Below are 23992 nucleotides of genomic sequence, written 5' to 3' on the forward strand. Positions count from 1 at the left end.
GTTTCGATGCCCCGTGTCGAGACATTTGGGCCCCGATCGCGCCACAATTAAACCGCCGCTACGGATCGAGAGACTGAGACGCGTCGACCGTCGGAGGCCTGTCTCGGCCCCTGTCCTCGGCGCCGGAATCGGCGCCGGCCGACGGGGCGCACAAGACGACGGTGTCCGTCGATCGGACGACCTGATTCGACGACTTCCCTGCACATCAGATGGCAAAATGCACACCCACCATAAGTAAGCGCCCATCGAGTCGGAAGGCCATCGGGTGAGCGCCCCGCAGACCTGTTTGTCTCTCGCCGACGGTTCAAAGGTGCGACTGGGGTCAGTGCTGGCGAAGGCCGGCGAGGGGACGATCTATCGCCTCGCAGACCGGGCAGACATCGCGGCCAAGGTTTTCCACCGCGACCTGGTCGGCCTTCACGAAAAGCTCGCAAAAGTTACCGCGATGGCCGGTACGGTGCCCGAAGGTGCCGTGCAGACCGACGGGTTCGTGGTGCTGGCATGGCCGCAGAAGGTGCTGCACAGCGGCGGCGCACCCGTCGGGTTCGTGATGCCGCGCATCAACACAGCACAGGCGGTGGAGATCCACTCGTTGAGCAACCCATCCAACCGGGCCAACCCATTGCCGACTGCGCCGCAGTGGCCAGCGGAGGCGACGTGGGCGCACCTGGTCACCGCCGCCGCGAACCTGTGTCTGGCCGTCGATGTGGTGCATCATGTCGATGCTGTGATCGGCGATTTCCAAGAGCGAAACATATTGGTGTCTAACACCGTCCGCGTCACCCTCGTTGATTGCGATTCGATGCAGTTCACGGGGCCCGATGGACGTCAGTATCTATCGCCATTGGGTCGGCCGGAATTCACGGCGCCGGAGCTGGCCAAGGTCGACCTGCGGCACACCGCCCGTGACAAGACGTCTGACCTGTTCGCGCTTGGGTTACACATCCATCTGCTGATCATGGCGGGCAACCATCCGTTCCTGAGAGGAATCTGGACCGGTGCGGGGGACCAGCCGGATGCGCTGACACTCGCCCACCAGGGAAACTGGGCGGGCGGTCCGGGGTCACTGTTACTTACTCATCCGTTGGCGCCACCGGCCAATTTCCTGCCCAATGAGATTCAGGAGCTTTTCACCCGTGCGTTCACCCTGGGTGCCCGCGATCCAGGCGCGCGACCCACTGCTGACGAATGGCGGCAGGCGCTGTCGCGCATTCAGATCATTAGCTGCGCTCGTCAACCTCGTCATCAGATCCCGGCGGGGACCGATATCTGCCCGTGGTGCGATATCGAGGCGGCCCGCAACGCCCGCAAGACTGCGGGGCGTAGCGCTCGGCTCGAACAGACAATCATGCCGGCGCTCGGACAGCAGCTTTCCCCGCCCATGGCGACGGCCGCTTCGGCCCCGGCCTCTGTGTCCAGCGGCGGCAGCAGCAACCGGTTGCTGTTGTGGGGGCTACTGGTGTTGCTCGTGGTCGTAGGTGTGACCGCCGTGCTGAGCAATGTTCTTCCAGGCGACAACCAAACTGCGACGCCAAGCCACGGCGTCACCACCACATCGAGGCACCCGCCGATTCCGAAGGGGGATTGGCGCACTACGCCCATCGTTGAGTTCCCGTCAGGGCTTCCCGCTCCCCGGCAGCTATGGAAGATGACGATTGCCGGCACCTGTGACGAGGGGGGAAGCTGCGGGCTAAACAACGCAACGCCCCCTATACGGCGGCAGATCGACTGGTCCCTACCGACCTGCAGGACGGATACTCGGTGACGGTTGTCTGTCAGACGACCGGTGACATGCGGTCCAACACCGGAGTCGGGAACAGTAATATCTGGTACCGACTGGACAACGGGGCTTACATCCCGTCGGTTTATACGACGACTTCGCCGCCCGGAATTCAGCAGTGCTGAAGGCGATACGCGTGGGCACAGCGATCGTTGCCACGATTGCTTCATTGAACACCGGCTGTGATTCAGGATCAGACACACCGGACGCAAAACCAGTTGACCCACCGCAAGCGTCGTCTACCGCGTCGCCGGTTTCAACCGCGTCGGAGGCCGTGAAGCTCGCGGTGATTGGTGCGCAGGACTGGGAGGTGGTGGGCGTCTCGGTGCAGGGTCGGCCGATTCGGGCCCGATCTTTCGGTCACGGCCCCCGCACCGTGTTTTTTATCGGTAGGATTCACGGCGACGAAACCGAGGGCGTCTACACGACAAAGCAGTTGCCCGGTGCATTCGAGGCTGCGGACCTCGGTGATGATGTGACGTTGACGATTCTGGAAGACGCCAATCCCGACGGTCGAGCTGCGAGCAGTCGTGGTAACGCCAACGGCGTTGACGTCAACCGCAACTTTCCCGCGAGCAACTTCGACACCGGAAACCCAGAGTACGGCGAGACTCCGTTGAGCCAGCCGGAATCCAAGACGCTGGTTGACGTCATCGACCGAAGTCGCCCAGACCTGGTGATAGTTTCACACGCATGGGCCGGGGATCAGTTCATAAACTTCGACGGCCCCGCTCGTGGACTAGCGGAACGCTTTTCGGCATCTAGTGGTTTTCCAGTTCAGGCGTCATCCGCGTTCGCTTCGACACCAGGCTCGTTGGGTCCTACATTGGGCGTGACCGCAGAATACCGGTCCTTACTATTGAGGTGCTGAAAGGATCTGATCCGAGGGCGGTCTGGGAGAGGTTGAAGCCTGCGCTGCTCCAGGCGATCGGCGGTTGAGGAGTACGCGAGTACGCTCACCGCGCACGTGTTGCCGGCGACGAAGGGCATCGTCCTGTCGAAGAGCAACTCTCTAGCGGATGACCCGATCACTTGAAGTCCACTGACCGTTGGTGAACCGATGCGTGACTTCGATCGTCGCGTACGGCGAGTGGCCGAGGTCGGCGGTTGGTTCTACGGAATCTGGATATATCAATTTTTCCTCGGTGAGAATTGCCGAGGCATCAACGCGCACCTGATCAATAAAGCGGGCTTCTCCATAGGTTTCACCGCGTACCGGTGAATTGCCCGGCATGATCGTTTCGCCAACGGGCTGGGGCGTCGGGGCTGAAAAGTCGAACACGCGCAGAAATTTCATCATCGATGAACGTCCGGCGCAGCACATGTCAAACGTGGAGCCGAAGCAGACGAAACTAACAACCGCATCTTCAGTTCCGTCCCCATCGGCGTCGAGCCATCCGAGCAACGTGGCATCCTTGATCGATGCGCCCGCGAATTCACCGGACGAGGTTCGTGCTTCGCCCCGACCCTCCGTGAGGGTGATCGGAACGGTGTTCTCCCAACCATAGGAACCATTTCCGCATGTCCCAGCCGGGAGGGTCATGCTCCGGATGGTGTCGTCATTGACACCGGATGGCCTGGTCGGATTAGCGCTCGCGCGTGGTTTGCATCGGCAGAGGGCGATGGTTCTGATGGTGCCGGATAGCTTGTCGCCGATCCGGGTGTAGCCGTCGACGGTCATCTTGTATGCGTGGTCCGAGTTGGGGTCAGCGTCGAAGATGACAGTAGTCGTGCCGTCGCTGTTGGGCGTTGCGCTCAGGGGTTCTCCGTAGAAGTTGCCGGCTTCGGTGACGGGGTCACCGACAGTGACACCGTCGATGGTATGGCCGTGGTTGTGGGGGCTGATGGATTCCAATGTGCCGTCGTTGAATCCAAAGTCGCAGTCGATCCAAGTGACCGTGACCGACCCGGTGTCGGCGACATCGGGAAAGTCGGCGTGTTTGGCTCGGATGTCGTCGACGGTGGTGCCGAGGGCGATGTCGCCGAAGCCGGTGGCGGACAACGATGTGTTGGCTTGGTCGATGTCCTGGGTGGCCAGTAGGCGGGCGGCGAGTTGGTCGGCGTTGGCGGCTTGGATGAAGATGCCGCCGGTGGCTTCGGCGATGCAGCGAAGTTGGTCGGCGGCGGGGCCCTCGACTTTGAAACCGACGGTGGAGATGGTCAACCCGGGGTGGGTCTGTTTGAGATGGGCGGCGGTGTCACACGGTGGCGTGTCGCACGTTTCCTCACCGTCGGAGACCAGCACGATCGCTTGGGGGGTCTCATCGGCGGGCAATTGGTGGGCAGCGGCGGTCAGGGCCAGGCTGATCGGGGTGTAGCCCGAGGGTGTGATGGGATCGATCGCGGCGTTAATCTTGTCGCGGTCGAGCGGTCCGAGCGGGATGAGGGTGGTGACATCGCGACAGCCGGCGGGTTTGTCCTCGGGGGCCGAGTCCGTTGTGGTGCCGTAGGTTTGCAGACCGATCGTCGAGCTCTCGGGCATTGCGCCTATGAGTCCGTGGGCGGCGTTCTTGGCGGCATCGATGCGTGGTCCGGGTGCATCGGCTTGGGTCATCGATCCCGACCCGTCGAGGATCAACACCGTCGGCACCGAAGTGGGTGGCGGTGGGGATGATTCCGACGGGAAGGTCAGCAGCGGTCGCGTATCGCACCCCGCCGACAACACTGCGCAACTGACCGCAATGAGCGCCCACCGCCATTTCTTGGCGGGATACGCGCTTCGACGGCTGTGCTTCATCCTGCTCCAAGCGATCGACGCGGCGGCGGGTTCGCACCCGACCCATTCGGTTACGGTTGTGCTCCGTTAGCGGACCCCGGTGTTTCTTGCCCAGTCGGCGATCAGTTCGTGCTCGAAGTGTTCTTGGCGTATCCGAAGGTCGGTGTACACCAACAGTTGCAGCGTGCGCACGTATGCAATCAGTAACGCGAACGCCACGACGAAGAAGAGCACGATGCCGACCGGTCCAAGGAGGAAGGGAAGGACAAACGACGGAAGCATGAGCAGCGGCACGACGCATAGCGCCCACAACAGGTGAATCGCGAGAACCCGTCCCCAGCTGCTCTTGACGAGTTCCATGGACCGCCTGAACGAATCCGCAACGCCCCGCCGTTCGGTGACCACCACTATCGGAGCGAGGCTGAACATGATGCCCACAGCGAAGTTCGCCGCTAACAACACGCAATAGAGGACGATGCCCAGGGCGAAGGACGCCGACATGATCGCGGCGAAGACGATTCCGTAGAGCAGCAGATCGACGAGAAGGAAGATTCCGTAGAACGCGAGGGTCAGCCGGAGAACAGGGAATATCCGTTGCCGGGCGAGGCTGAACACCGGAGTCAGTCGGATGCGTTCACCCCGCACCGCTTTGTCGGTTGCCAGGACGCTCAAGGCGATGAGCATGGCGTCGAGCGGCAGTGCGACGGCGAACATCACCAATATGAAGATTCCGTACAGGACGAACAGGGATCCGAATCCCATTGTGTTGAAGAGCGTTTCACCAGTCGACATCATTATCTGGAGCACCACCAAACCGACCACGCTGAACGCAACTCCGGCCGCGAGTAGGACAACCAGTGGGATTCCCACCAGGGTGGGCCAGTTCTTGGTCACCAACTTGAATGCGCCGCCGAACAGCTCGGGAAATGTCATCGGCCGGAACGGAATATAGGCAACGGGAGGCGCGCCGACTGGTCTTGGCGTCGCCTGGGTCAACCGTGCCCGGACGAGCAGGTCCTCGATGTCTGCTGGCCACCGCGTGTGCCGTTGGGTGAAGAACCAGGCGGCATAGGCGCAGGCTCCAGCAACCAGAATCCACCCGAAGCCAGAAAGGAACGTGCACAACGCTGAGAGCCCTGCAAGAACCCACATCGCATGCGCAGGTTGCAGATTCAAACCCTGACCCGGGCCCGGGTGGGATCCGGGCGGTACCGTGCCCGAGGTCGGGTACCGCACATGCGTTGGCGGTGGCGGTGAAAGGGGATAGGCAGCTTGCTGCGGTGGCGGTGTGCGCCCCCACTGTGGTGGGGGCGGCGGAATCACCCTTCCGCCCGGCTGTGGTGTCACGGAACCCGCGTCGTTGGCCCTCGTGCTCGACCAGTTTGCCGAATGGCCCCACGGCGGTTCGGGCTGAACGGATTCGGCCCAGGGCCGCTCGACCGTCGGCTCGGATGCGGCAGGTCCGCTCGGCCCTTTGCGGCTGATGCGCGGCGGCGGTGTCAAACCGTAATGCTCACTGGTCTGCCGTAGGTACTCCTGATGGGGATTCTCGTTCGCGTTCGTCAACGGGGGATCCTGACCTTTCCGATGATGTCCAGTTTGGATATTCACGCCCGGGCGAAGAGTCGCCGCACCCGCTCGGGCTCCCAGGTGTCCACGGGGCCACCGTCGACGGATCCCGCGACGAATCCCTTCCGCAGCGCGATGGTGTTCTCGGCGGCGGGGCCGAACCGGATGACACACACCCACGCGCCGTCGACATCACTGTCGTCGAAAAGATTTCCGTGGTAAGCAGATTCGGCCAGCACCAGGACGGCGTCTGCCGCCTCTTGGTCCGTCACCATTCTCAGCGTGTGAACGCCCGCCGCGGTCGAGGTATCCAGAACCCAACCGTCATTGCTACGTCCGGCGGTCACTGCGGCGCCAGCCAACACGGAATGATCAGAACTCGGCGCAATGTAGGCGCCCACCCGTTCGGATGCGTCGAGGAAAGCTGCGACGTCCCGGGCGATCAGCTCATGGGGCCGCACGCCCGGCGTCTCGGCGTTACCGCCGGCCAACCGGCGCACCAGCAGCGAACGCATTCCGCGCACCCCGGCACGGGTCAGTTCTTCCGTGGTCGGTTCGACGGTCGTCAGGCTCAGCGGCCACGGCCTGCCGTCGGCAGCGCACAATGCGACAATCTCGTCATCGGTGAGCAGCGCGGTATCTTCCATTGAAACCTCTCCGTCAGGGCCACAAGTTCGATATCAATTTCGGTATGTATCCGAGCACCGCGTCTTTGGCGGCATTGAACGCCCCACCTGGATCTGAGGCGATGTAGTTGCCGGTGATCTGCAGGGTGGACGCGCTGAAGTCGGCCTTCGACACTTCATAGGCGACGTCGCCCCATTGGGAGACCGCCACGCCGGTCAAGTAGCCGAACTGGCCCGGAACAGCGTCTTTGAGAAAGCCGCCGCCCAGGTCGGTCAACGCACGGGTCGCTTCGACGATCTTGTCCTCTGGGCTGAGGTTGGTGTCGCCGGCGAGGCCGATCGCATCGAGCAGCGGCAGCACCGGACCCAGCTCGGGGACCAGTTCCCCGAGAGCGAGGCCGTTGCTGATCGGCCACAACGCATTTGCGCCGAGGAAATCCCTGATGTTCACGAACGGTGCCAGCGGGTCATTGAAGAGATGAGGGAACGGCTGCCAACCGGACACCGCGCTGGCGGGGAGCGGCGAAACCGTACCGCCGCCAACACCTCCCACGCCATCGCCCGACCCGGCGCTCGCCTCTTCCTGCTCATTGGCGTTGCGGTCGACCTCCGACGCAGCGGCGCGTAACGCGTTCACCACACCGCGCATCATGATCACTGACTGATCCTGCCATTGCGAGCGGAATCGCAACGCATCCTGACCCTGCCACGGAGTCGACGACAGCCGCGCATTGACCTCTCCGGTCATGCCCTCCAGGCGATCGGCCGCTTGGGTCAAAGTGCGCGCGAGTGCGCGCAGCTGGCCGATGTCAGCTCCGACCATTCCCATGTCTTTTGCCTCTCGGCGAACCGTCGCACTCAGGTTTGATGCTGGGTCCATCAGATCAGGTTTGCGCGTGACTTGCTGTCGTTCTTCCGACCGACACCGGCGCATTGTCGGCGCACAGTGCGCTTCGCCCTCCCATGACTCACGCACGGTGAACGTGCGCAATCAGAGGATTCAAGCAAAGACCGCATGTGCATCCCCAGATATGGCGGTCATCGGTTTTTGTGGGAGCCGCTAGCGCATTTGGTAACTGACCTCTGGGTAGCTCACCTGACTTCTACAATCCAGTTAATATTTGCCGGGTGGCGCTGTAACGTGAGGCAATAGTGTGGTTCGGGGAGGGGGCCCTGCGATGAACCTGGACGAGCAGTCCCGGTCCATCACCATCGCGATCATCGATGATCACGATGTGGTGCACGCAGGTATTGAGGCCTGGTGTGCCGATGCTGATACGGAGATACGGGTCGTCGCGAACTACTCGCGACCAGACGATTTCCTGGCTGACGTGTCCCGCGCAGCAGTGGGCGTTGTCATACTCGCCTTACAGTTCGACGGGCTGAAGCCTGATTTCGACAGCGTGCGAAGGCTGTGTGAGAACGGTGAGACGGTGATCGTCTACTCCAATCTCAGTGCGGATGAGGTGATTCTGACCTGCCTCGACATCGGAGCCGTCACCTACTTGGTGAAATCGGAAGGCAAGCGGCATCTGATCGATGCCATCTGTGAGGCGCGCAGCGCATCGCCGTACGTCGGGCCGCGGATGGGCCGGGCGTTGCTCAACGACAGCACGCTGGGCCGGGTCAAACTCTCCGACCGCGAACGTGAGGTGCTCGTCGCGTGGTTTCAGACCGAGAGCAAGGAACTCGTCGGGAAGCGGCTCTATATCGCCCCGACCACTGTCCGAACGCATCTGCAGCGGGCCCGGGCCAAGTACGCCCTGGTCGGTCGATCGGCACCAACAAAATCCGCCCTGCTGGCGCGCGCTATCGAGGATGGCATCCTCAGCGCCAACGACCTTTGACCACGCGGCGGTCAGGGCACGCTGGGCGGCGTCGTCACCGGCCTGTACTCCGAGCTGGTCGACGAACCCGAGTCCGATCCGCCTGACGACGAACCCGAGTCCGATCCGCCTGACGACGAACCCGAACTGTCAGGTGGTGAGACCGGTTGGGGCGCGACGACCGGCGGCGGTGCGGGTGCCTCGACCACCGGTGCGGGGGCAGGCGCAGGAGCGGGCGCTTCGACGATCGGTGCGGGGGCATCGACCACGGGTGCTGGTGCCGGAGCAGGTGCGGGCTCCTCCTCGACCGCTGGTGCCGGAGCGGGTGCGGGCTCCTCCTCGACGGCTGGCGGCGGTGGAGGCGCCTGAACGGCGGGAGATGGCGGCTTCGGCGGCGCCGGTGCTGCGCTCGAGGTGACCTGTCGCGGTGAGCTTGGCGTCGGCTCGTCGGACCTCGGAGTTGGGACAGCACTCGACGGCGTCGGCTCGGGCTTCGATGCACGTGTCGTCGGCGTGCTCGACGGTTCCGGTGGGCTCGCGGGGGTGCCGCCGTCGGACTGGTCAGCAGGCGTTCGTCCTTCCGAAGTCCCACGCGACTCATCCGAATTCGTGTCAGATTCGTCAAAGCCTCCCGGTCTCGAGACCGCCGGATCGTCGGAACCATCCGGACCATCCGGATTGGCTGTGTCCTCAGTCTGATCCAGGGGCTGAGTCAGAACACAACTCGCGTTGAGGGGCTCGCCAGAACACTCCGCCGGTTTCTCGATCTCGTCCTCGTCGGTGGTGGGAACGATGAAGCCTCTTTGTTCAAGGCATTTCAGCGTGCCGGACCTGTTCGGGTAGCAGCTTGTCGCAGCAAGAAAGCAGAGCGGGTCGTCGGCGCCGCAACGGCTGAGTCCCGTAGGCAGGTTGATGGTCAGATTGTCGGGAAGGTCGGGAAGGTTGGGCAGCCAGTCGCTCACCTTGAACCCATTGAGCGGGTTGACGGGCATGGGATTTGGGACACCCGCTGGAACGGCGCCGGCGCCACCGCTGCTGGGCACAACAGGACCGGCACCGGTACTTCCCGAACTCGGCGAATAGGCGCCGGTGCCCGTCGGGGCGCCCCCTGCGTACCCGGTATGCGCCCCGGTTTGCGGGGCGGTCGCCGAAATCGGAACGACGGGGGGCAGATATTCGGTCAGGTCTTCGACCGGTTCGGGCGCTTGCCCTGGCATCGGCGGCAGGTACTTCCCAGGTACGGCCTCGGCGTCGCGCACCGTCTGCTCGCTCGCGGTCGGAGCAATACTGATGGCCACCCCTACCGCCAGTACCGCGAAGCCCACAATCACGGCGGCGGCGACAGTGCTGCCCAGTAGCAGGATGCGAGGCCGGCCGGTAGCGGCCGGCGCATCGAATTCGTCGGGGTCGTCGGTGTGCACGCCGGTCGGGTGGACGTATCGCAACGGCGACATCGGCGTCTGCAGTGGCGCGTCGCCCTCGTCGTACTCGCCAGCGACACCGAGCGGCATAGACCCGCTGTCTTCGGCCATCGAATAGGCAAGGTGCTCGCCCATCACCGGGCTTGGTGCGGTGAAATACTGATCGGGTGCCGCGGCATTCGGCACGCCGCCTGCCAGAGCGGCACCGCGGGACAGCAGATACGCGGTGCCGGAGGCGGTATGCATGGGGATCGGCGAACTGGTGGCCAATCGGTCGATCAGCGCAGCGCTGTCGGTCGCCGTGCTGATCACATAGAGCCGTTGCGCTCCACCGGGCTCCTCACGCAACCGTTCGATCATCGCGGTGCAGGCGGCGTCGGGACCGCCGGGCGCAATCTCTTCGGCGTCGACCAGGCTGGTAGTGGTCGCATCGGGTCCGACGACCGACAGCGCGGCCGCGGTCTCGTCGACCAGTATGAGAGCGGAAGTGTGCTGACCCGTGCTGTTGGCCGCGCTGCGGACGTAGGCCCTCGCTGCATCGGAGGCCGAGACGACCGATACGTTCCCGACGCCGGATTCCGATAGGGCGCCGCGCAATCGGCCGGCCAGCGCCTCGTCGGACCACACGATGTTCGTCGCCGTCAACCGGTAGCCGTCGGTGCTGAGCGTCCTGTTGGTGTCGACGATGGTGCGCAAAAGTTCTCCGGTGGAGCCGCCGGCGACACTGACGTCGAACTGGTCGAGGACCGACTCCGGATTGGTCGCGTCGACAAGTGCAAGGCGCGCAGTGGATTCTGTCACGGCAACCCCGAGGACAAGCTGCATCTACTTCCCCTGGCTAAGTCCGGGCACGCCTCGGCGCGTGGGCTTTGTCCCCGGATCGTTGATCCCGGCAGCGAGCCCCGGTCGGGCAGACCTTATCGCAGATAGCGCAACCCCGGTCGCCAAACCGGAACTGCGATTAGACGCTGCAGGCCTTGCTCTGGTTAACATCGTGCGAGCATCATCACACCGACCGGGCCGCCGCTGCGTCGGACGTCCGGTCGACAGAGCATCAAATGGCACCCTCGCTCAGCTACCGACGAGCAAGCGGAGGGTCAGCACCACCCCGGTCAGGCAGAGATATGCCGACCCGATGAAGACCGCCGCGATCGCAAGCCCCTCGCCGCGTTCACCGGAGCCCTTGCATCGCCGTCGCGCCGCCAGCGCGGTCGGAATGGTGACCGGGGCCGCCAACGGGCCAAGGAAGACCGCGAGGACGAACGACACGACGGCCAACCTGTTGATCGGCTCACCGGTTGCGGTAACGAACGGACTCGGTGGTGAGGCGGGGCGCGGTGGGGCCGGCGCGGCACCGCGCCCGCTCACCGGGTGCGCTGGCACGCCGCCGACGGTGTGGCCGGCGGCGAACCGGCTCGGGGGTAAGCGGCGATCAGGCATGGCTGCGTCCCGGATGGGAAGTCATGCGCGCTCCTTCGTGACCGGCACTGCGCTCGAAGTGGGCGCCTTGACGTCGACACATGCCACCGCCGGACTCGTGCATTGTGGGGGCAAGCTAGCGTCGGCGTCAATCATCCGTACGGCGAACGCAGCTGCAATTAGCGGTCGGCCGGTTCGTCCGGACCGGAGGTCGACCATCGCAATCATCCGCCGGGATTCACGCGAACAAGGCGACCCAGCTACCGGCGACCCGATGGCGCGATGTCGTACGAACAAACCACGCAGATTGCGATAACCATTTTGTAGGGTCCAGTAGGTCGGCGGCGGATGGAGCAAACATGGTGCAAGGAGCACTCGATCCAGCCGGTGACCGCTGTCACCACTGCGGTTCCGCCCTACGGATGAACGCTCCCTTCTGCGGCTCATGCGGGCAGGCGGTGCTGAATCGCAGTATTCAGCCCGCGACGCAGGTGACTGCACCGCGGCCGATTGCGCCGCTACCACCGGCCGGCCAATCGGACCGGATCGTGGGCGCCGGTCGCGGGGTGCGGTGCGCAAGCTATCTGCTGGACCTGGCGGTAATGCTCAGTCCTGCACTGCCGTTGGCGATCGCCGCGGCCATCCTGGGCGTCCCCGAGATCGTGTATATCGTGGTGCCGATCGCCTTTGTAGCGGTTTGGGCCTGGATGCAGATATGGCAGGGCTACACGGGTATGACGTACGGCCGATCGATGTTGGGGCTGCGGCTGACTCGGGTCTCCGACCACAAGCCGCCGGGACTAACGGCGTGCGTTACCCGTAGCGGGGTTTTCGCGGCCACCGCGGGTCTGGCCGCGCTGCCCGTGGTCGCCAGTGACGTACCCCGCGACGGGTGGCACGACAAACTCACCGAGCTCACGGTTATCGATACCGTGCAGGGCGGCAACCCGCTTGGGCGTAAACAGGAACCGGTTTTCCGACGCTCGCCGGACCGCGGCCTGAACAAGGTGGCGGCACCTCTGCCCGTGAACATGTCGAGGCGTGGATAGTGCAACTGAAGTTCATCCTGCGCCGGGACGACGGCAGCCGTGCACAAGTTGCCGTCACCGCGGATGCCACCGCCTCCGTCTCGGACCTAGCGACGGCGCTGGCCACCGGTGATCCTGATTACCGGCCGGCACGGGTACAGGGGTCCCTGACCCTCAAACTCGAGCAGTCGGCGTTTGACAACGGCACCAAAGGCCGTGTGCTGGACCCGGTCCGGAGCCTCATCGAATCCGGCATGAGGTCAGGATCGACGGTGAGCATCACCGCGGCACCGGCCGGCGTACCCCGATCCCGTCGGGGCCGTTCGGTCGCCGTCCTCCGTGTCCTCGACGGACCCGACGTCGGACGCGAATTCTCATTGCCGCGGGGTAATTCCGTGATCGGTCGCGGAGCCCGCAGCGACGTCCAGCTGAACGATCACGGGGTTGCCGAGGTCCACGCAGCGGTCAGCGTCGGGGAGAGCATCGAGATCTCGAACCTGGCAGGACCGACAGGCGTGCTGATCGGCGGACGCCCCGTCCAGCGAGCGACCGTCGGCTCGTCCGACGTGGTTAAAGTCGCGGGCACCTCGGTGGCGATCCTGCAAACCGTCCGGCCCGGCGCGGTTCAGTCCGACAGCGTCGCAATAGAATTCAACAGGTCGCCGCGCGTCGTAGCTCGTTTCGAGAAGCGCACATTCGTAGCGCCGAAGGCGCCGCAGCTGCCCGAGCCTGCGCATTTTCCGATCGTGTCGATGGTCCTGCCGCTGGTGCTCGGACTGGGCATGTTCGCGGTTACACGCAGTCTGCTGGCGGTAGTGTTCATCGCCCTCAGTCCGCTGCTGATGCTCGGCATGTATTTCGACACCAAGTTCCAGTCGAAAAAGAAGTACGAGGCCGACGTCCGCCGGTTCGCCGATGCCCAACGCCAGCTTGCCGCCGACCTGACCGCCGCCCAGCAGGTGGAACGCGCCGTTCGGCGTGGCGAAACACCCGCTCTGGGTGAGGTCGTCGAGGCCATTCACCGTCTCGGGCCGCTGTTGTGGACACACCGGCCTGAACATCCTGAATTCCTCACGGCCAGAATCGGTCTGGGCGACGCTTTGTCGAGGTGCCAGGTCGAGCTGTCCCGCGACAACGACGCCGAACCGAAGTATCTGCAGCAGCTGGTGCAGCTGCGCGACGAGTTCGCGCAGGTCAGTGACGTCCCCCTGGTCGCTGACCTGCGTGAGTCCGGAGCGTTCGGTGTGTGCGGACCGCGCGGCATTGCTGACGGGGTCGCCCGCGGCATCATCATGCAGCTGATCGCGTTGCATTCACCGGCCGAACTCACCATCACCGCATTCGCCTCGCAGCAGTCGCGCACATCGTGGGAGTGGTTGGAATGGCTGCCACATGCCGGATCGGCGTACAGCCCTTTGTCAGGGAACCACTTGACCGACAGTGAGAACGGCGGAATAGCCCTGCTGTCGCGGCTCGAGGATCTGGTGAAGGTGCGCGCTGGCGCCGAGAATTCCGGCCCTGCTCCGACATTCGGGGTCATCACATCCGACGCTGACACCGATACCCGGGCACCGATCGTGCTGCCGGCGGTCATCGTGCTGGTCGACGACACCGCACCGATCGACCGATCCCGGCTGACCCGGCTGGCCGAACGCGGCGCGTCCGTCGGCGTGCACGTGATCTGGGTTGCCACCCAGATCACCAGCCTGCCCGCCGCATGCCGCACCTTCGTGTTGATCGAGAACGAGCAGTCCGGGTCCACGGTGGGTGAGGTGCGCGCGGGCGCGCACAGATTCCCGGTCGCCTGTGACGCGATCGACGTCGCGGATGCTCGGCAGGTCGCATTGCTTCTCGCTCCGGTGGTCGATGTGGGCGCGGCGGTGGACGACGACACCGATCTCCCGCGCTCGGTGTCGTACCTGAGTTTGTCAGGCACCGGGGTTGCGTCTGACCCCGCTACGGTGGCCCGGCTGTGGATGTCCAATGATTCGGTGACACCGCGTGATGGCTCGGCCAAGAAGGCGTCTAATAAGCCCGCGCCGTTGGCCGCGCTCGTGGGTTCAACAGGGCTGCAAGATTTCTACCTCGATCTGCGTGAACACGGGCCGCATGCGTTGGTCGGTGGTACCACGGGGTCTGGCAAGAGCGAGTTCCTGCAGTCGTGGATGTTGGGAATGGCCACGGCCAACAGCCCTGACCGGCTTACCTTCCTGCTGGTCGACTACAAGGGCGGAACCGCGTTCGCCGAGTGTGCTCAACTGCCCCACACGGTGGGTTTGGTCACCGACCTGTCACCGCATCTGGTGCGGCGCGCACTCACCTCATTGGGCGCCGAAATCAAACGGCGCGAAGAACTGCTGAACCTGAAACGCGCCAAAGACCTCGTTTCCCTTGAACAGATGGGCGATCCGGAAACCCCGCCGGCCCTGGTGATCATTGTCGACGAGTTCGCCGCCCTGGCCACCGAGGTGCCCGAGTTCGTGGACGGTGTCATCGATGTGGCGCAACGCGGACGGTCGTTGGGCCTTCATCTCATCCTGGCCACCCAGCGGCCGGCTGGCGTCATCAAGGACAATCTACGCGCCAATACGAATCTGCGGATTGCGCTTCGCCTCAACGATGTCGACGATTCAGTCGATGTGGTCGGTGATCCGCTGGCAGCTCACTTCGCGCCCGAGATTCCGGGCCGCGCCGTGGCCAAGACCGGACCCGGGCGGCTGACCACCTTCCAGGCCGGCTACGTCGGTGGGTGGACCGGTGATCAGCCCGACACTGCGCCAATCGACATCTGGGAGTTCGTGTTCGGACGTCGCCGGCCATGGAACACTCAGGTAGCCAACGGTTCGCGGGCGACCGCCGGACCGACGGATATCGCGCGGATCGTCAACAACGTCCGGGCCGCATCCGACCAGATGCGCATCCGTACACCTCGCAAGCCGTGGCTGCCCCCGCTGCAGCCCACCTACGCTCTGGAGTCGATATCGGCACCGTCCGGCCATCTGGTCATCGGACGATTGGATCTGCCTGAGCGGCAGCAACAACCCACGGCCACCTACGAGCCCGACCAGGGCAATCTCGCGATCGTCGGGACCAGCGGCTCTGGCAAATCGACCGCCCTTCGTACCTTGGCGATCTCGGCGGCGCTGGCGTCGGACGGACCAACCCACATCTACGGGTTTGATTTCGCATCGGGAAGCCTGCGAATGCTGGAGCCGCTTCCGCATGTGGCGGCGATCATCGACGGCGAGGACGACGAGCGCATCGGTCGGGTGTTGCGGCGGTTGGTCACCATTCTCGACGAGCGGTCACGAAGGTTCAGCCGCGCCAACGTGTCCAACCTGACCGGATACCGGCAGAGCGTCGACCCCGAGGAACCTCGAATCCTGCTGCTGGTCGACGGCATCGGTGCATTCCGGGAAACGTACGAACTCATCGGCCATTCCACGCATTTCGCATTGTTCAACCAGATCGTCAGTGACGGCCGCCGGCTGGGGATGCATGTGGTCCTCACCGGTGAACGTCCCGGGGCGCTGTCGACGTCACTGGCGTCTATGATGCAACGTCGGCTCGTCCTGCGACTGGCTTCGGATGACGACTACATGCTGACCGGTGAGCCGCATGACATCCTGTCGGTGAACTCTCCGCCGGGCCGGGGCATCATGGGTGGCCACGAAGTGCAGGTGGCGGTGTTCGGCGGCGACGACAACGTGGCGGCACAGGCACGCGCTATCACTGAACTGGCGGCGCGGATGCGTGCACAGGGTTTCACCGCACCCGAACCCGTGGTGCGGCTCTCGGAGCACGTCGACCTGGACACCTTGCCTGTCACGGTCGGCGGGGCGCCGTCGATCGGCATCGCCGACGAGACCCTGGCACCCGTAGGAATCCTCCCGCAGGGTCTGCTGATGCTGACCGGCCCGCCCGGCAGCGGGCGCACGACTGCGCTCGTCAGCTTGGCGCAGGCGGTGCGACGAGCCAACACCGGCTTCCGGATCGTGCACCTCGCCCCGGCGCATTCAGCGATCGCCAAACAGGACGTGTTCACCGAAAGCGCGGTCGGGAGCCAGGCCGTCGTAGACCTGCTCGGCAGCTTGACGTCAAGGTTGGGCTTCGGGGTCGACCTGATGATGGTGATCGAATCCATCACGGAGTTCACCAACTCCGAGGTTGAAACCGATCTGTCGGCGCTGTTGAAGTCGCTGGCGGGCACGCCTGCCTTCGTGGTCGGCGAAGCGGAAGTGTCGACCTGGGGGCAGGCGTGGACACTGGCGCAGCCGTTCAAGTCCGGTCGCCGCGGTCTACTACTGGCACCGAGCGGAGTGGAATCGGATTCTCTGCTGAGCACGCCCATCGGCGTGATCCGGCGGCATGACTTCCCGCCCGGACGGGGCGTGTTGATCGAGAAGGGCAAGGGGGTGTGGGTCCAAGTCGCGCAGCCCGTTTATCGAATCGGAAATCAGTAATCACACAACGAAAGTAGGAACATCATGGCAATGGTCGGTGCAGATGTAGAACAGCTCAACCAGCTGGCTGCCCAACTCAACAACAAGGCCAACGACATCCAGAACGTCATCTCCCAGCTGACATCGGCCATCAACTCGGTCGATTGGAAAGGCAACGATGCCAACCGGTTCAGGTCGGACTGGCAGGGTCAGTACGTGGGACAACTCAAGTCGGTGGTGAGCGCGCTGCAGACGGCGTCGCAGAACGCCAAGCGCAATGCGCAGGAGCAGCAGAGCGCGTCCGGAGCGTAACCGTACGCAATGGGCATGAGCCGAGCCGACGCCGCGCCACTGGCACCAATGCAGTGGCGCGGCTTCCGGACGCGATAACCGTTGTCGACGAACGACTCCGGTACCGGATGGGTCGATCCGAACCAGTCCGCCGCCACCGATCCAAGCACCAGCCGGGTGCTGATCATGTCGGCTGTGGCGCTCACCTTCGTGGTGCTGCTCGCCCTCGTCGGTGTCGTACTTGCAAAGCGAGCCGGGTTGTTCGGCGGTGATGCGGACGGCCCCCAGGTGGGGCTAATTGCGGCCAATGTGGTGGGGGAGCACCCCTTCATGCCGTCGGCCGTGGTGTCGCCTGTCGAGGTCGCCGACACAGTTGCCGGTGACATCGCGTCGTTCAGGACGCAGCTGCCACGGTCAGCGGATCGCGGTGCACGCCTGGTGCAGGGGACCCAGGCCGGGCTTTATGGCGGCACGGAGCAAGTGAGCGTGTGCGATGTGCCTGCTGTCGCGAACTACCTTGACGCCCATCCCGAACGGTCGGCACCGTGGGCGCAGGCGATCGGCATTGCCGCACAGAAGATTCCGTATTATCTCAACACGTTGACCCCAGTGGTACTGACCGTCGACACCTGGGTGACGTCGTTTTTCTTCGTTGAGGGCCGCGCAGAATCCGCACAGGCGGTATTGCAGACAGGCAACGCGGTTCTCATCGATCAGGTTGGTGTGCCCCGCGTGCACTGCGCGACCGGTGCTCCGCTCACACCTCCGGCGAATGTCGATCTGTCCACCTTGACGATCGAGGGTGAGGCATGGCCGGATTTCGCGCCACAGAACGTGGTCGCGGTGGCCTACGCCGGCAGCGGGGCCAACCATCCGGTCCTCAGCGAGTTCAAGCTGCGCGATCTGACCACCGGTGAGGCCATTACCCGTCCGGCCGGCGGCACCATCGCGATCGGTCCGGACCCGTCGGGTTGGACGCCCGACCCGGCGGCGATGAATGTGCCGCCAAGGGAAGGCATGAACTGAACATGAAACTCGGGAGTGCAAACGTCGATCAGTTATGCAGCCTCGCCAACCGTGAATCAAAGTAGTGTGAAAGGCGCACTGCTCAGGTCGAGGGCCAGCGGTCGGGTTTGCTAGTTGAACGACGCTCTTCGTGACAAGTGATGGAGGACCGATGGCCCGACCTACTCCCGCTCCAGGCGATCCGTCCAATCGTTCCATCCTTACTGTCATCGTCGTACTGCTTGCCGTGATCGCGGCGTGCGCTGCGATTGGCGCGGGAGTATGGGTCTATAGCTGGTGGAGGGCGCAAACCGCAATCGGGTCCTTAACTGCGCAGCCTGACTTCACTGGAACCTGGGTCAGAAGCGCCAACGATTCAGACGACCGGGACGCGAGATTGATCATTACAAACGATAATCCGATAAAGGGGACGATCCGAGTTTCCTTTGAGTCACACAGCAAAACATGCGAAGCCAAGTGGACTGAGTCCACCCGTGAGTTTGGGTCGGTATACGTAGACGCAGTCGTTACGTCAGGTGACTGCGTCGATAACGAATGGAAAGTGTCGGTTGCCGGCAACACGTTAACCGCGGTGCAGGCGTGGTCCGAGAGCGGCGAAGCCGCGCCGACTCTTGTGTTACATCGCAAATAGGTGGGGTGGCCACCCACTCGCCGCCGTCCTACTCCGTCAGCATCCCGCGTCACGAGGGAATGCACTGGACGTGATGTGGTTCTGGTGATTAGGGCAGTGGCCCCAGGCTCCCGAAGGTCGATGTCCCGCTGAGCAGCGCCCACACGATGAACGAAGCCAGCGCCACCACCACGACAACGATGACCGCGAGCGTGGTCAGATACGTGCGGGCGCTGAGTCCGAATATGGTGTTCTGCTGCTGCGCTTTCGGAGTCTGACGCCCTGCCTGTGGCCGCGACAGCGGCGGTGCGGTCGAGGCCGACAAACTGTTGCGCTGCGGTGCCCCGGCGGGCCGGGACCATGCCTGGCGTTGCCGGCGGGCGGCGCGCTCGTCGTCGATGGCGCACCACGGGCACACCCGGCAGCCGACCGGAACTTGGTGCGTCTCACGCGAGCAGATGGCCACCTCGATTCGCATCAAGGCGTTGCGCCACTCGGTAGCCGTCGGCCGACGTGCGGGTTCCCTTGCGCCGGCGGTGAAAGCGCGAACGAAGAGCTGCTGGACATCGGATGGCAGGAAGGTCACCGGAGGAGCGACCGTATGGGTGCGCAGCCGCGAGTCGGGCCCGCCCGCCCAGTCGCCGGAGCGGGCCAGGGACAAGGCGTCGGGCTGCGGGCCCTGGCCGACCCACTGACCACGCAGGAAGGGATGGTTTCCCGCCATCAGCAACTGGTGGATGTGCACGGCGAGCGCGAACAGGTCCGACGGCTTGTCACGGGCCCGCTCGCGCAGATTCATCCCGGCGAGTTCGGGCGCGGTGAACTCGGGTCGCCCCACCGGACAGAGGAACTGACGTCCGCTGCGGTTGATGAATTGCATTGAGTCACAGTCGACAAGGGTCACCCTTGTCGTGTCCGACACCAGTATGTTGCGCTCCTGGAAGTCGCCGATCACCGCTTCGACGCGGTGGACCGCTTCCACCGCGAGGCAGAGATTGGCGGCCACGTTGACAAGGTGTCCCCAGGTCGCATGTCGTATCCATTGCGGGTCCGATGGCATCGGGGCCATCCGGTCGGAAGGATTGCTCACCGTATGCAGTTCGACCGCGTTGCTGGTGTCGATCCTCGGCATCACAAAGCCGACGGACCCCAAATCGCTTTGCAGCAGCTGCGTTGGCCAAGCCAGCACGATGAAGCCATCGGGCTGCACCGCCCCGGGCGGGGGTGATTCGATCATCGCCGCGACCTTGTTCAGTTTATCGGCGAGTCCCTTGAGGCCGGCATGAAACACCTTGGCGGCCAGGTCAGGTCGGCCGGCAACGCCGTACACCGTGCCCTCCCCGGTGGCGCTTGCCAGCGGAGCGCCCAAGCGGATCGGTTCCCCAGTGGGTAGCCACAGCGTGGAGGTGGTCATCGCCGCTCCGGCCGCGATGCGCCGATACGCTCGGGACGGCGCGATGCCACCGTGGTGGTTCGGGTCGGGCGCGACGAGGGGTAGAAATCATCTGTCACCCACCGCAACGCCGACAGAACCATGGTTTTGTCGTCGCCGGTCTGGTCGTCGGCGATCCCGCGCAGCAGCGCGGCGAAGTGCGCCGAACTGGTGCCTGCCCGCACCTGTTGCCAGGACCCGCGGAAAAACGGTTCGTATGCGCTGCCGGTGGCAATGTCGGTGATCTTGTAGCTCATGCCGTCGGTGCTCAACGCAAATGCTGTGACACCGCGGAGCGTTTCGGTCCGAAACGATGCGCCGAAGGCGTTCTCCGACTGCAGGAACCAGGTGCAGTTCGCATACTGGTCCTTGGATTCGATGAGTCGCGTGCTGATCCCGCGGTCGGTCTCGACTGCGATGACACCGTCACCGATCTGGCCGCACACGGCGTGCTGTCGGTTGGCCACCACCACGCTCAAGGTGGTCGATAGCAGTGGCAGGTCTAGCTTCATCGTGCGGGCGCGTGCGCATACGTGCTGCAATGCCTGCTCGAACAGCCAGCGCATCTGGGCGGTGTGTCCGCTCGAATCGGCGGCGAAGTCGCGGCGAAACTGACCGCGCAGCGCATTGCGCAAAACGCTCTGACACGCCGTGTAGGAGCCCCAGGCGGAGGTCCCGCTGACCGATCCCGCCCCGTCTGCGACAGCGGCGACCACGAAGTCGCCTGCGACGCCGTAACAGTAGGCGTCATCGCAGCCCTGCCCCCGTTCGCGGTGCAGCTCACCGGTCACCGATGCGCCGCACACGGCCCATTCCCAATAGCCCGGATGTGTCTCGGGCGCAGCTGTCACGCGCTGGTCCAACCGGTCACCGACGGCAGGCGAATGTGATCACCCATACTGCCGAGAGCTTCATCGGAGTGGGCGTGTTCTGACGAGTTCGAGACGTTCGTCAACGACGCGGACAACCATTCAAACAGCGCCTCGAACTTGAGGCCTTCGAGCGGGGCGGGACTGCGTTGGGTGGACAGCCGGCTCAGCTGCGGATAGTTCACGCGTGGGCCCAGCCCGACTGCGAACACGGTTACTCCGCGTGAGCTTTCGGCCTGGTTGAGTCGAGCGACAGCGGCATCGAAGCCGTCGATATTGGCTTTGCCGTCGGTGAGGATCAGAATCCACGGGCGGTAGTATTGCAGTCCGGCCGTTTTGTATGCGTGTTTGCGGTCTTCGATGATGTCGAGCGCCAAATGGATGCCGGCCGCGAGGTTGGTGGTGCCTGCCGCGGTGAAACGTGCGGGTTGCAGTGTCCGCGCCTCCTGCATCGGCACCAGAACGGTGGCGGCCGTTCCGAAGGTGACGACGGCTACCTCCACCCGCTTGCTTGCCAGTGACTCGTTGTGCAAGTAGTGCGTAAAGGCGGCGAACCCCCGTTCAAGGGCGGCGATCGGTTCACCATCCATCGACCCCGACACGTCGATCAGCGCCACACAGGCGACCCTCGGGTCGGGGTTTGCGTCGTTGAGTTCGACCGCCCATCCCCACTCGGACACCAGCGAACCTCTTTCGCTCTTGACGGGAGTGACCGGTAGATCTTCTCACCGTCTCCAGGCCACTCGTTACTGAACCCGAAACCAGTCGAGCGTGGGCGCTGGTCGTGTACGTCGAACGTACGAAGCTTGCGGTGGACCGACATCGGCCAGGTACAACTGCTGGTGGTGTCGGTCAGTCAGACGATATTTTCCATTTGAGCTGCGTCGTACCGTGCCTGGTGATGTTAACTGGGCGCAGTAAACGGCGGACCCCCGTCGATGGACTCTCAGAAGGTGACCCGTGACAAACGTGCGCACCGAGACATACATCGACTCGAGCCGCGTGTCGCGATGGAATGCGGGCAGAGACATAGCCGCGGCGCTGTTGCTGGGCATCGCGCTGGTGCTGCCCTGGAACCTCTCGTTCGGCGTCGGTGTCCCCGGCAGCAGCACGGTGTTGTTCGCGCTGGTGGTGCTAGCGACGTTGTTGGCGTGGGCGGCGTTGATCGCCGGCTACATCGGCCGGCGTGGGAAGCGCTCAGTTTCACCACCGACGGCCAGTCCGTCGAGAACCAGGTTTGGCCTCGCTCTGCCCTATCTGGTGGTGGCGGCGGGATTCGTGGCATTCGCATTCGTACAGGCAATGCGGTTCGGCGGCACCGGCGACGTACCGCCGGGCATCGGACCGGGGCTGCTTGCAGGTCTTGCCGGTGCATTGTTCGTCGCGCAGCCGCCGGTGAGTGGCGGTGGCCGGCCTGGCCGCTGGTTCGGCGTTGCCCGGGTGATCGGCGTCGCGGCAGCATTGCTTGCCTCCGTTGCGGTGCTGGGGAACCTGTACTGGCGGACCCGGTACCCGGTGCAGGCTCTCGCTGAGGGGGCCTACGGCGGGCAGAACATTGCGGTGATCGCGACGGCCGTTGTGTACGGCGCTGTCGCCTGGGTAGCGGTGCTGGTGGGGCTGCGGTGGACGTTCACGGACCGGCCATCATCCCGGTTGGCCACCGTCGCACTGGGGGCATCGACGTTCCTCGGCGCCGCTGTGGTCTGGATGCTGGGGGTCGGGCGCGATATCGACGCCTTCCACGGCATCGCTCAGACCACGTCGACTGCCGCGGTGGGGTTTGAGGGATATGTGGCCTGGGTGGCGATCGGAGCCATAATCGCACCGTGGGCCCTGCGTGCCGCGACGCCATCACATGCGGCAGTCGGTGACTGGCGCGAGGCGGTACGGAAGTGCCTGGCGCTCCTCGCTATTTGGTGTGCCGGATCAGCGCTGCTGAGGGTCTTCGACCTGATCGTCGCAGCCAGTCTCGAGTTGCCGTATTCTGCGTACGACAGCATCGCGCTGCTGGTCTTCGACGTCGTCGCCGGTGCCGCGGCGATGTGGATCCGGTTCAACATCAACGGCGGCGCACTGCATCCGGTTGTGCTGTCGGCGGCTGCCGCCGTGCTGTTTGTGCTGACGATCTGCCGCGTCGTCGTGGGCGTCGGGCTGGCCCCCCGGATCCTGTATTCGGCTGAGCCGGAAGCACTTCGGGATGCGGTGTACGGCAACATGCTGGAGCACCAGATCACCAGCACATTCGATGTCGTGTTGTGCTGGCTCGCGTTGGCGGTGGTCGCCACGTCGGTCGTGGTGTTCCAGCGCGGCGGGCTGCGCCGCAAGGCACGGGCTATGGGCCCGGCAGGGCCGGCCGCACCGACTGTCGAGGCAGCCACCGCGGCGGTGTCGGCCGTCGAGCCGTCCACTCAGCGTCTCGCCCAGGCGGATGTCTCGGCGCCCACCGCAGCGGTCCCGACCGCGGCAACCCCCACCGCGACGGTACCGGCGACTGCACCGAAAATCGCTCGTGATTCACAGGATTCAACCGAGGGGGTTGGCACAGGCACTGGGCGAAAGTTGAGCGCCAGCCGGGTGCTGGAGGAATCGACGCGGCGTTTCGCTGCCGGTACGACGTACACCGGAACCGGGCCACCCAGGCAGCCTCCCGAAAGCTGAGTCTCGGATGTGCCGGCGGGTTGGATTCACGACTGCACACTGAATTCGCACACGTGCTTCCGCTCGGATCTGACCTCGCGATCCTTGGAGTCCTGGTCATCTGGGGATGACGCGTTGATCGCCTTCTGTTGGCTGTGGGGCCCATTGTTGATTATGTGAATAGAACGCGAAGAGGATCGATCCTATCGAAGCACTGCTGTGTCGGACGATGATATGAATCATGGCACTGCGGCTGCGGTGGAGCGCTCGAATACGGTTAGGTGTAGCAGCACCATCCGG

At 64.3% G+C, this 23992-nt stretch carries 17 protein-coding genes; 8 read left to right on the forward strand and 9 right to left on the reverse strand.

The genetic code is table 11. The features are described 5' to 3' along the window. Positions 1–265: 265 nt before the first annotated feature. Positions 266–1765 (forward strand): hypothetical protein, encoded by a 1500-nt coding sequence (locus tag A5759_RS03220; RefSeq protein ID WP_156616781.1) that lies wholly within the window; start codon positions 266–268, stop codon positions 1763–1765. A 151-nt stretch (positions 1766–1916) separates the two neighbouring features. Beyond that, on the forward strand, positions 1917–2651 hold the full coding sequence (locus tag A5759_RS25490; RefSeq protein WP_197505936.1) for a M14 family zinc carboxypeptidase: 735 nt from the start codon (positions 1917–1919) through the stop codon (positions 2649–2651). A gap of 141 nt (positions 2652–2792) precedes the next feature. On the opposite strand, the gene A5759_RS03225 is transcribed toward A5759_RS25490, so the two are convergent. The 4 genes from A5759_RS03225 to A5759_RS03245 all read right to left on the reverse strand — a co-directional run bounded on the left by A5759_RS03225 (position 2793) and on the right by A5759_RS03245 (position 7682). After that, positions 2793–4361 (reverse strand): VWA domain-containing protein, encoded by a 1569-nt coding sequence (locus A5759_RS03225; protein ID WP_231984520.1) that lies wholly within the window; start codon positions 4359–4361, stop codon positions 2793–2795. Positions 4362–4583: 222 nt separating this feature from the next. Next, positions 4584–5492 (reverse strand): hypothetical protein, encoded by a 909-nt coding sequence (locus A5759_RS03235; RefSeq protein ID WP_156616782.1) that lies wholly within the window; start codon positions 5490–5492, stop codon positions 4584–4586. A 611-nt stretch (positions 5493–6103) separates the two neighbouring features. Further along, positions 6104–6712 carry a hypothetical protein gene (locus tag A5759_RS03240; RefSeq protein ID WP_068193652.1) on the reverse strand — a complete coding sequence of 203 codons (609 nt, stop codon included), beginning with the start codon at positions 6710–6712 and terminating at the stop codon, positions 6104–6106. A gap of 13 nt (positions 6713–6725) precedes the next feature. After that, complete coding sequence (locus A5759_RS03245; RefSeq protein WP_156616783.1) at positions 6726–7682, reverse strand: WXG100 family type VII secretion target; 957 nt, start codon at positions 7680–7682, stop codon at positions 6726–6728. Between the two features lie 187 nt (positions 7683–7869). Here A5759_RS03245 and A5759_RS03250 point away from each other — a divergent pair, with 187 nt between their 5' ends. Then, positions 7870–8538, forward strand: a complete 669-nt coding sequence (locus A5759_RS03250; RefSeq protein ID WP_068193660.1) for a response regulator — start codon at positions 7870–7872, stop codon at positions 8536–8538. Between the two features lie 11 nt (positions 8539–8549). Here A5759_RS03250 and A5759_RS03255 read toward each other — a convergent pair whose 3' ends face one another. Both A5759_RS03255 and A5759_RS25805 read right to left on the reverse strand, forming a co-directional pair. Further along, the gene (locus A5759_RS03255) at positions 8550–10739 is read right to left on the reverse strand and encodes a hypothetical protein (protein WP_156616784.1); all 2190 of its coding nucleotides are present in this window, start codon (positions 10737–10739) and stop codon (positions 8550–8552) included. A gap of 270 nt (positions 10740–11009) precedes the next feature. After that, the gene (locus tag A5759_RS25805; RefSeq protein WP_156616785.1) at positions 11010–11378 is read right to left on the reverse strand and encodes a DUF4190 domain-containing protein; all 369 of its coding nucleotides are present in this window, start codon (positions 11376–11378) and stop codon (positions 11010–11012) included. Positions 11379–11905: 527 nt separating this feature from the next. Between A5759_RS25805 and A5759_RS03265 the strand changes: the two genes are divergently transcribed. From A5759_RS03265 to A5759_RS03280, 4 genes are all read left to right on the forward strand, one after another. Continuing rightward, positions 11906–12406 (forward strand): RDD family protein, encoded by a 501-nt coding sequence (locus A5759_RS03265; RefSeq protein ID WP_231984521.1) that lies wholly within the window; start codon positions 11906–11908, stop codon positions 12404–12406. Further along, entirely contained in the window at positions 12406–16848 is a 4443-nt protein-coding gene (locus A5759_RS03270) for an FtsK/SpoIIIE domain-containing protein (protein WP_068193670.1), read from the forward strand. The genes A5759_RS03265 and A5759_RS03270 overlap by 1 nt, the downstream gene beginning before the upstream one ends. 24 nt (positions 16849–16872) lie before the next feature. Then, entirely contained in the window at positions 16873–17139 is a 267-nt protein-coding gene (locus A5759_RS03275; RefSeq protein WP_068193678.1) for a WXG100 family type VII secretion target, read from the forward strand. Between the two features lie 81 nt (positions 17140–17220). Further along, positions 17221–18144 (forward strand): DUF6777 domain-containing protein, encoded by a 924-nt coding sequence (locus A5759_RS03280; protein WP_068193681.1) that lies wholly within the window; start codon positions 17221–17223, stop codon positions 18142–18144. A gap of 719 nt (positions 18145–18863) precedes the next feature. Here A5759_RS03280 and A5759_RS03285 read toward each other — a convergent pair. The 3 genes from A5759_RS03285 to A5759_RS03295 are packed head-to-tail and all read right to left on the reverse strand — an operon-like array spanning position 18864 to position 21672. Beyond that, positions 18864–20168, reverse strand: a complete 1305-nt coding sequence (locus A5759_RS03285) for a hypothetical protein (protein WP_068193686.1) — start codon at positions 20166–20168, stop codon at positions 18864–18866. Next, positions 20165–21037 (reverse strand): PP2C family serine/threonine-protein phosphatase, encoded by an 873-nt coding sequence (locus tag A5759_RS03290; protein WP_068193689.1) that lies wholly within the window; start codon positions 21035–21037, stop codon positions 20165–20167. Before A5759_RS03290 ends, A5759_RS03285 begins: the two co-directional genes overlap by 4 nt. Continuing rightward, positions 21034–21672, reverse strand: coding sequence for a VWA domain-containing protein (locus A5759_RS03295; RefSeq protein WP_231984522.1), 639 nt, complete (start codon positions 21670–21672; stop codon positions 21034–21036). Before A5759_RS03295 ends, A5759_RS03290 begins: the two co-directional genes overlap by 4 nt. Positions 21673–22015: 343 nt before the next feature. On the opposite strand from A5759_RS03295, the gene A5759_RS03300 reads away from it, so the two are divergent. Next, positions 22016–23713: a hypothetical protein gene (locus A5759_RS03300; RefSeq protein WP_068193694.1), complete on the forward strand. Its 1698-nt coding sequence runs from the start codon at positions 22016–22018 to the stop codon at positions 23711–23713. Positions 23714–23992 lie beyond the last annotated feature (279 nt).

Origin of the sequence: Mycobacterium sp. 852014-52144_SCH5372336 (genome assembly GCF_001665615.1) — a bacterium.
In the GTDB taxonomy this organism is placed as follows: Bacteria; Actinomycetota; Actinomycetes; order Mycobacteriales; family Mycobacteriaceae; genus Mycobacterium; species Mycobacterium neumannii_A.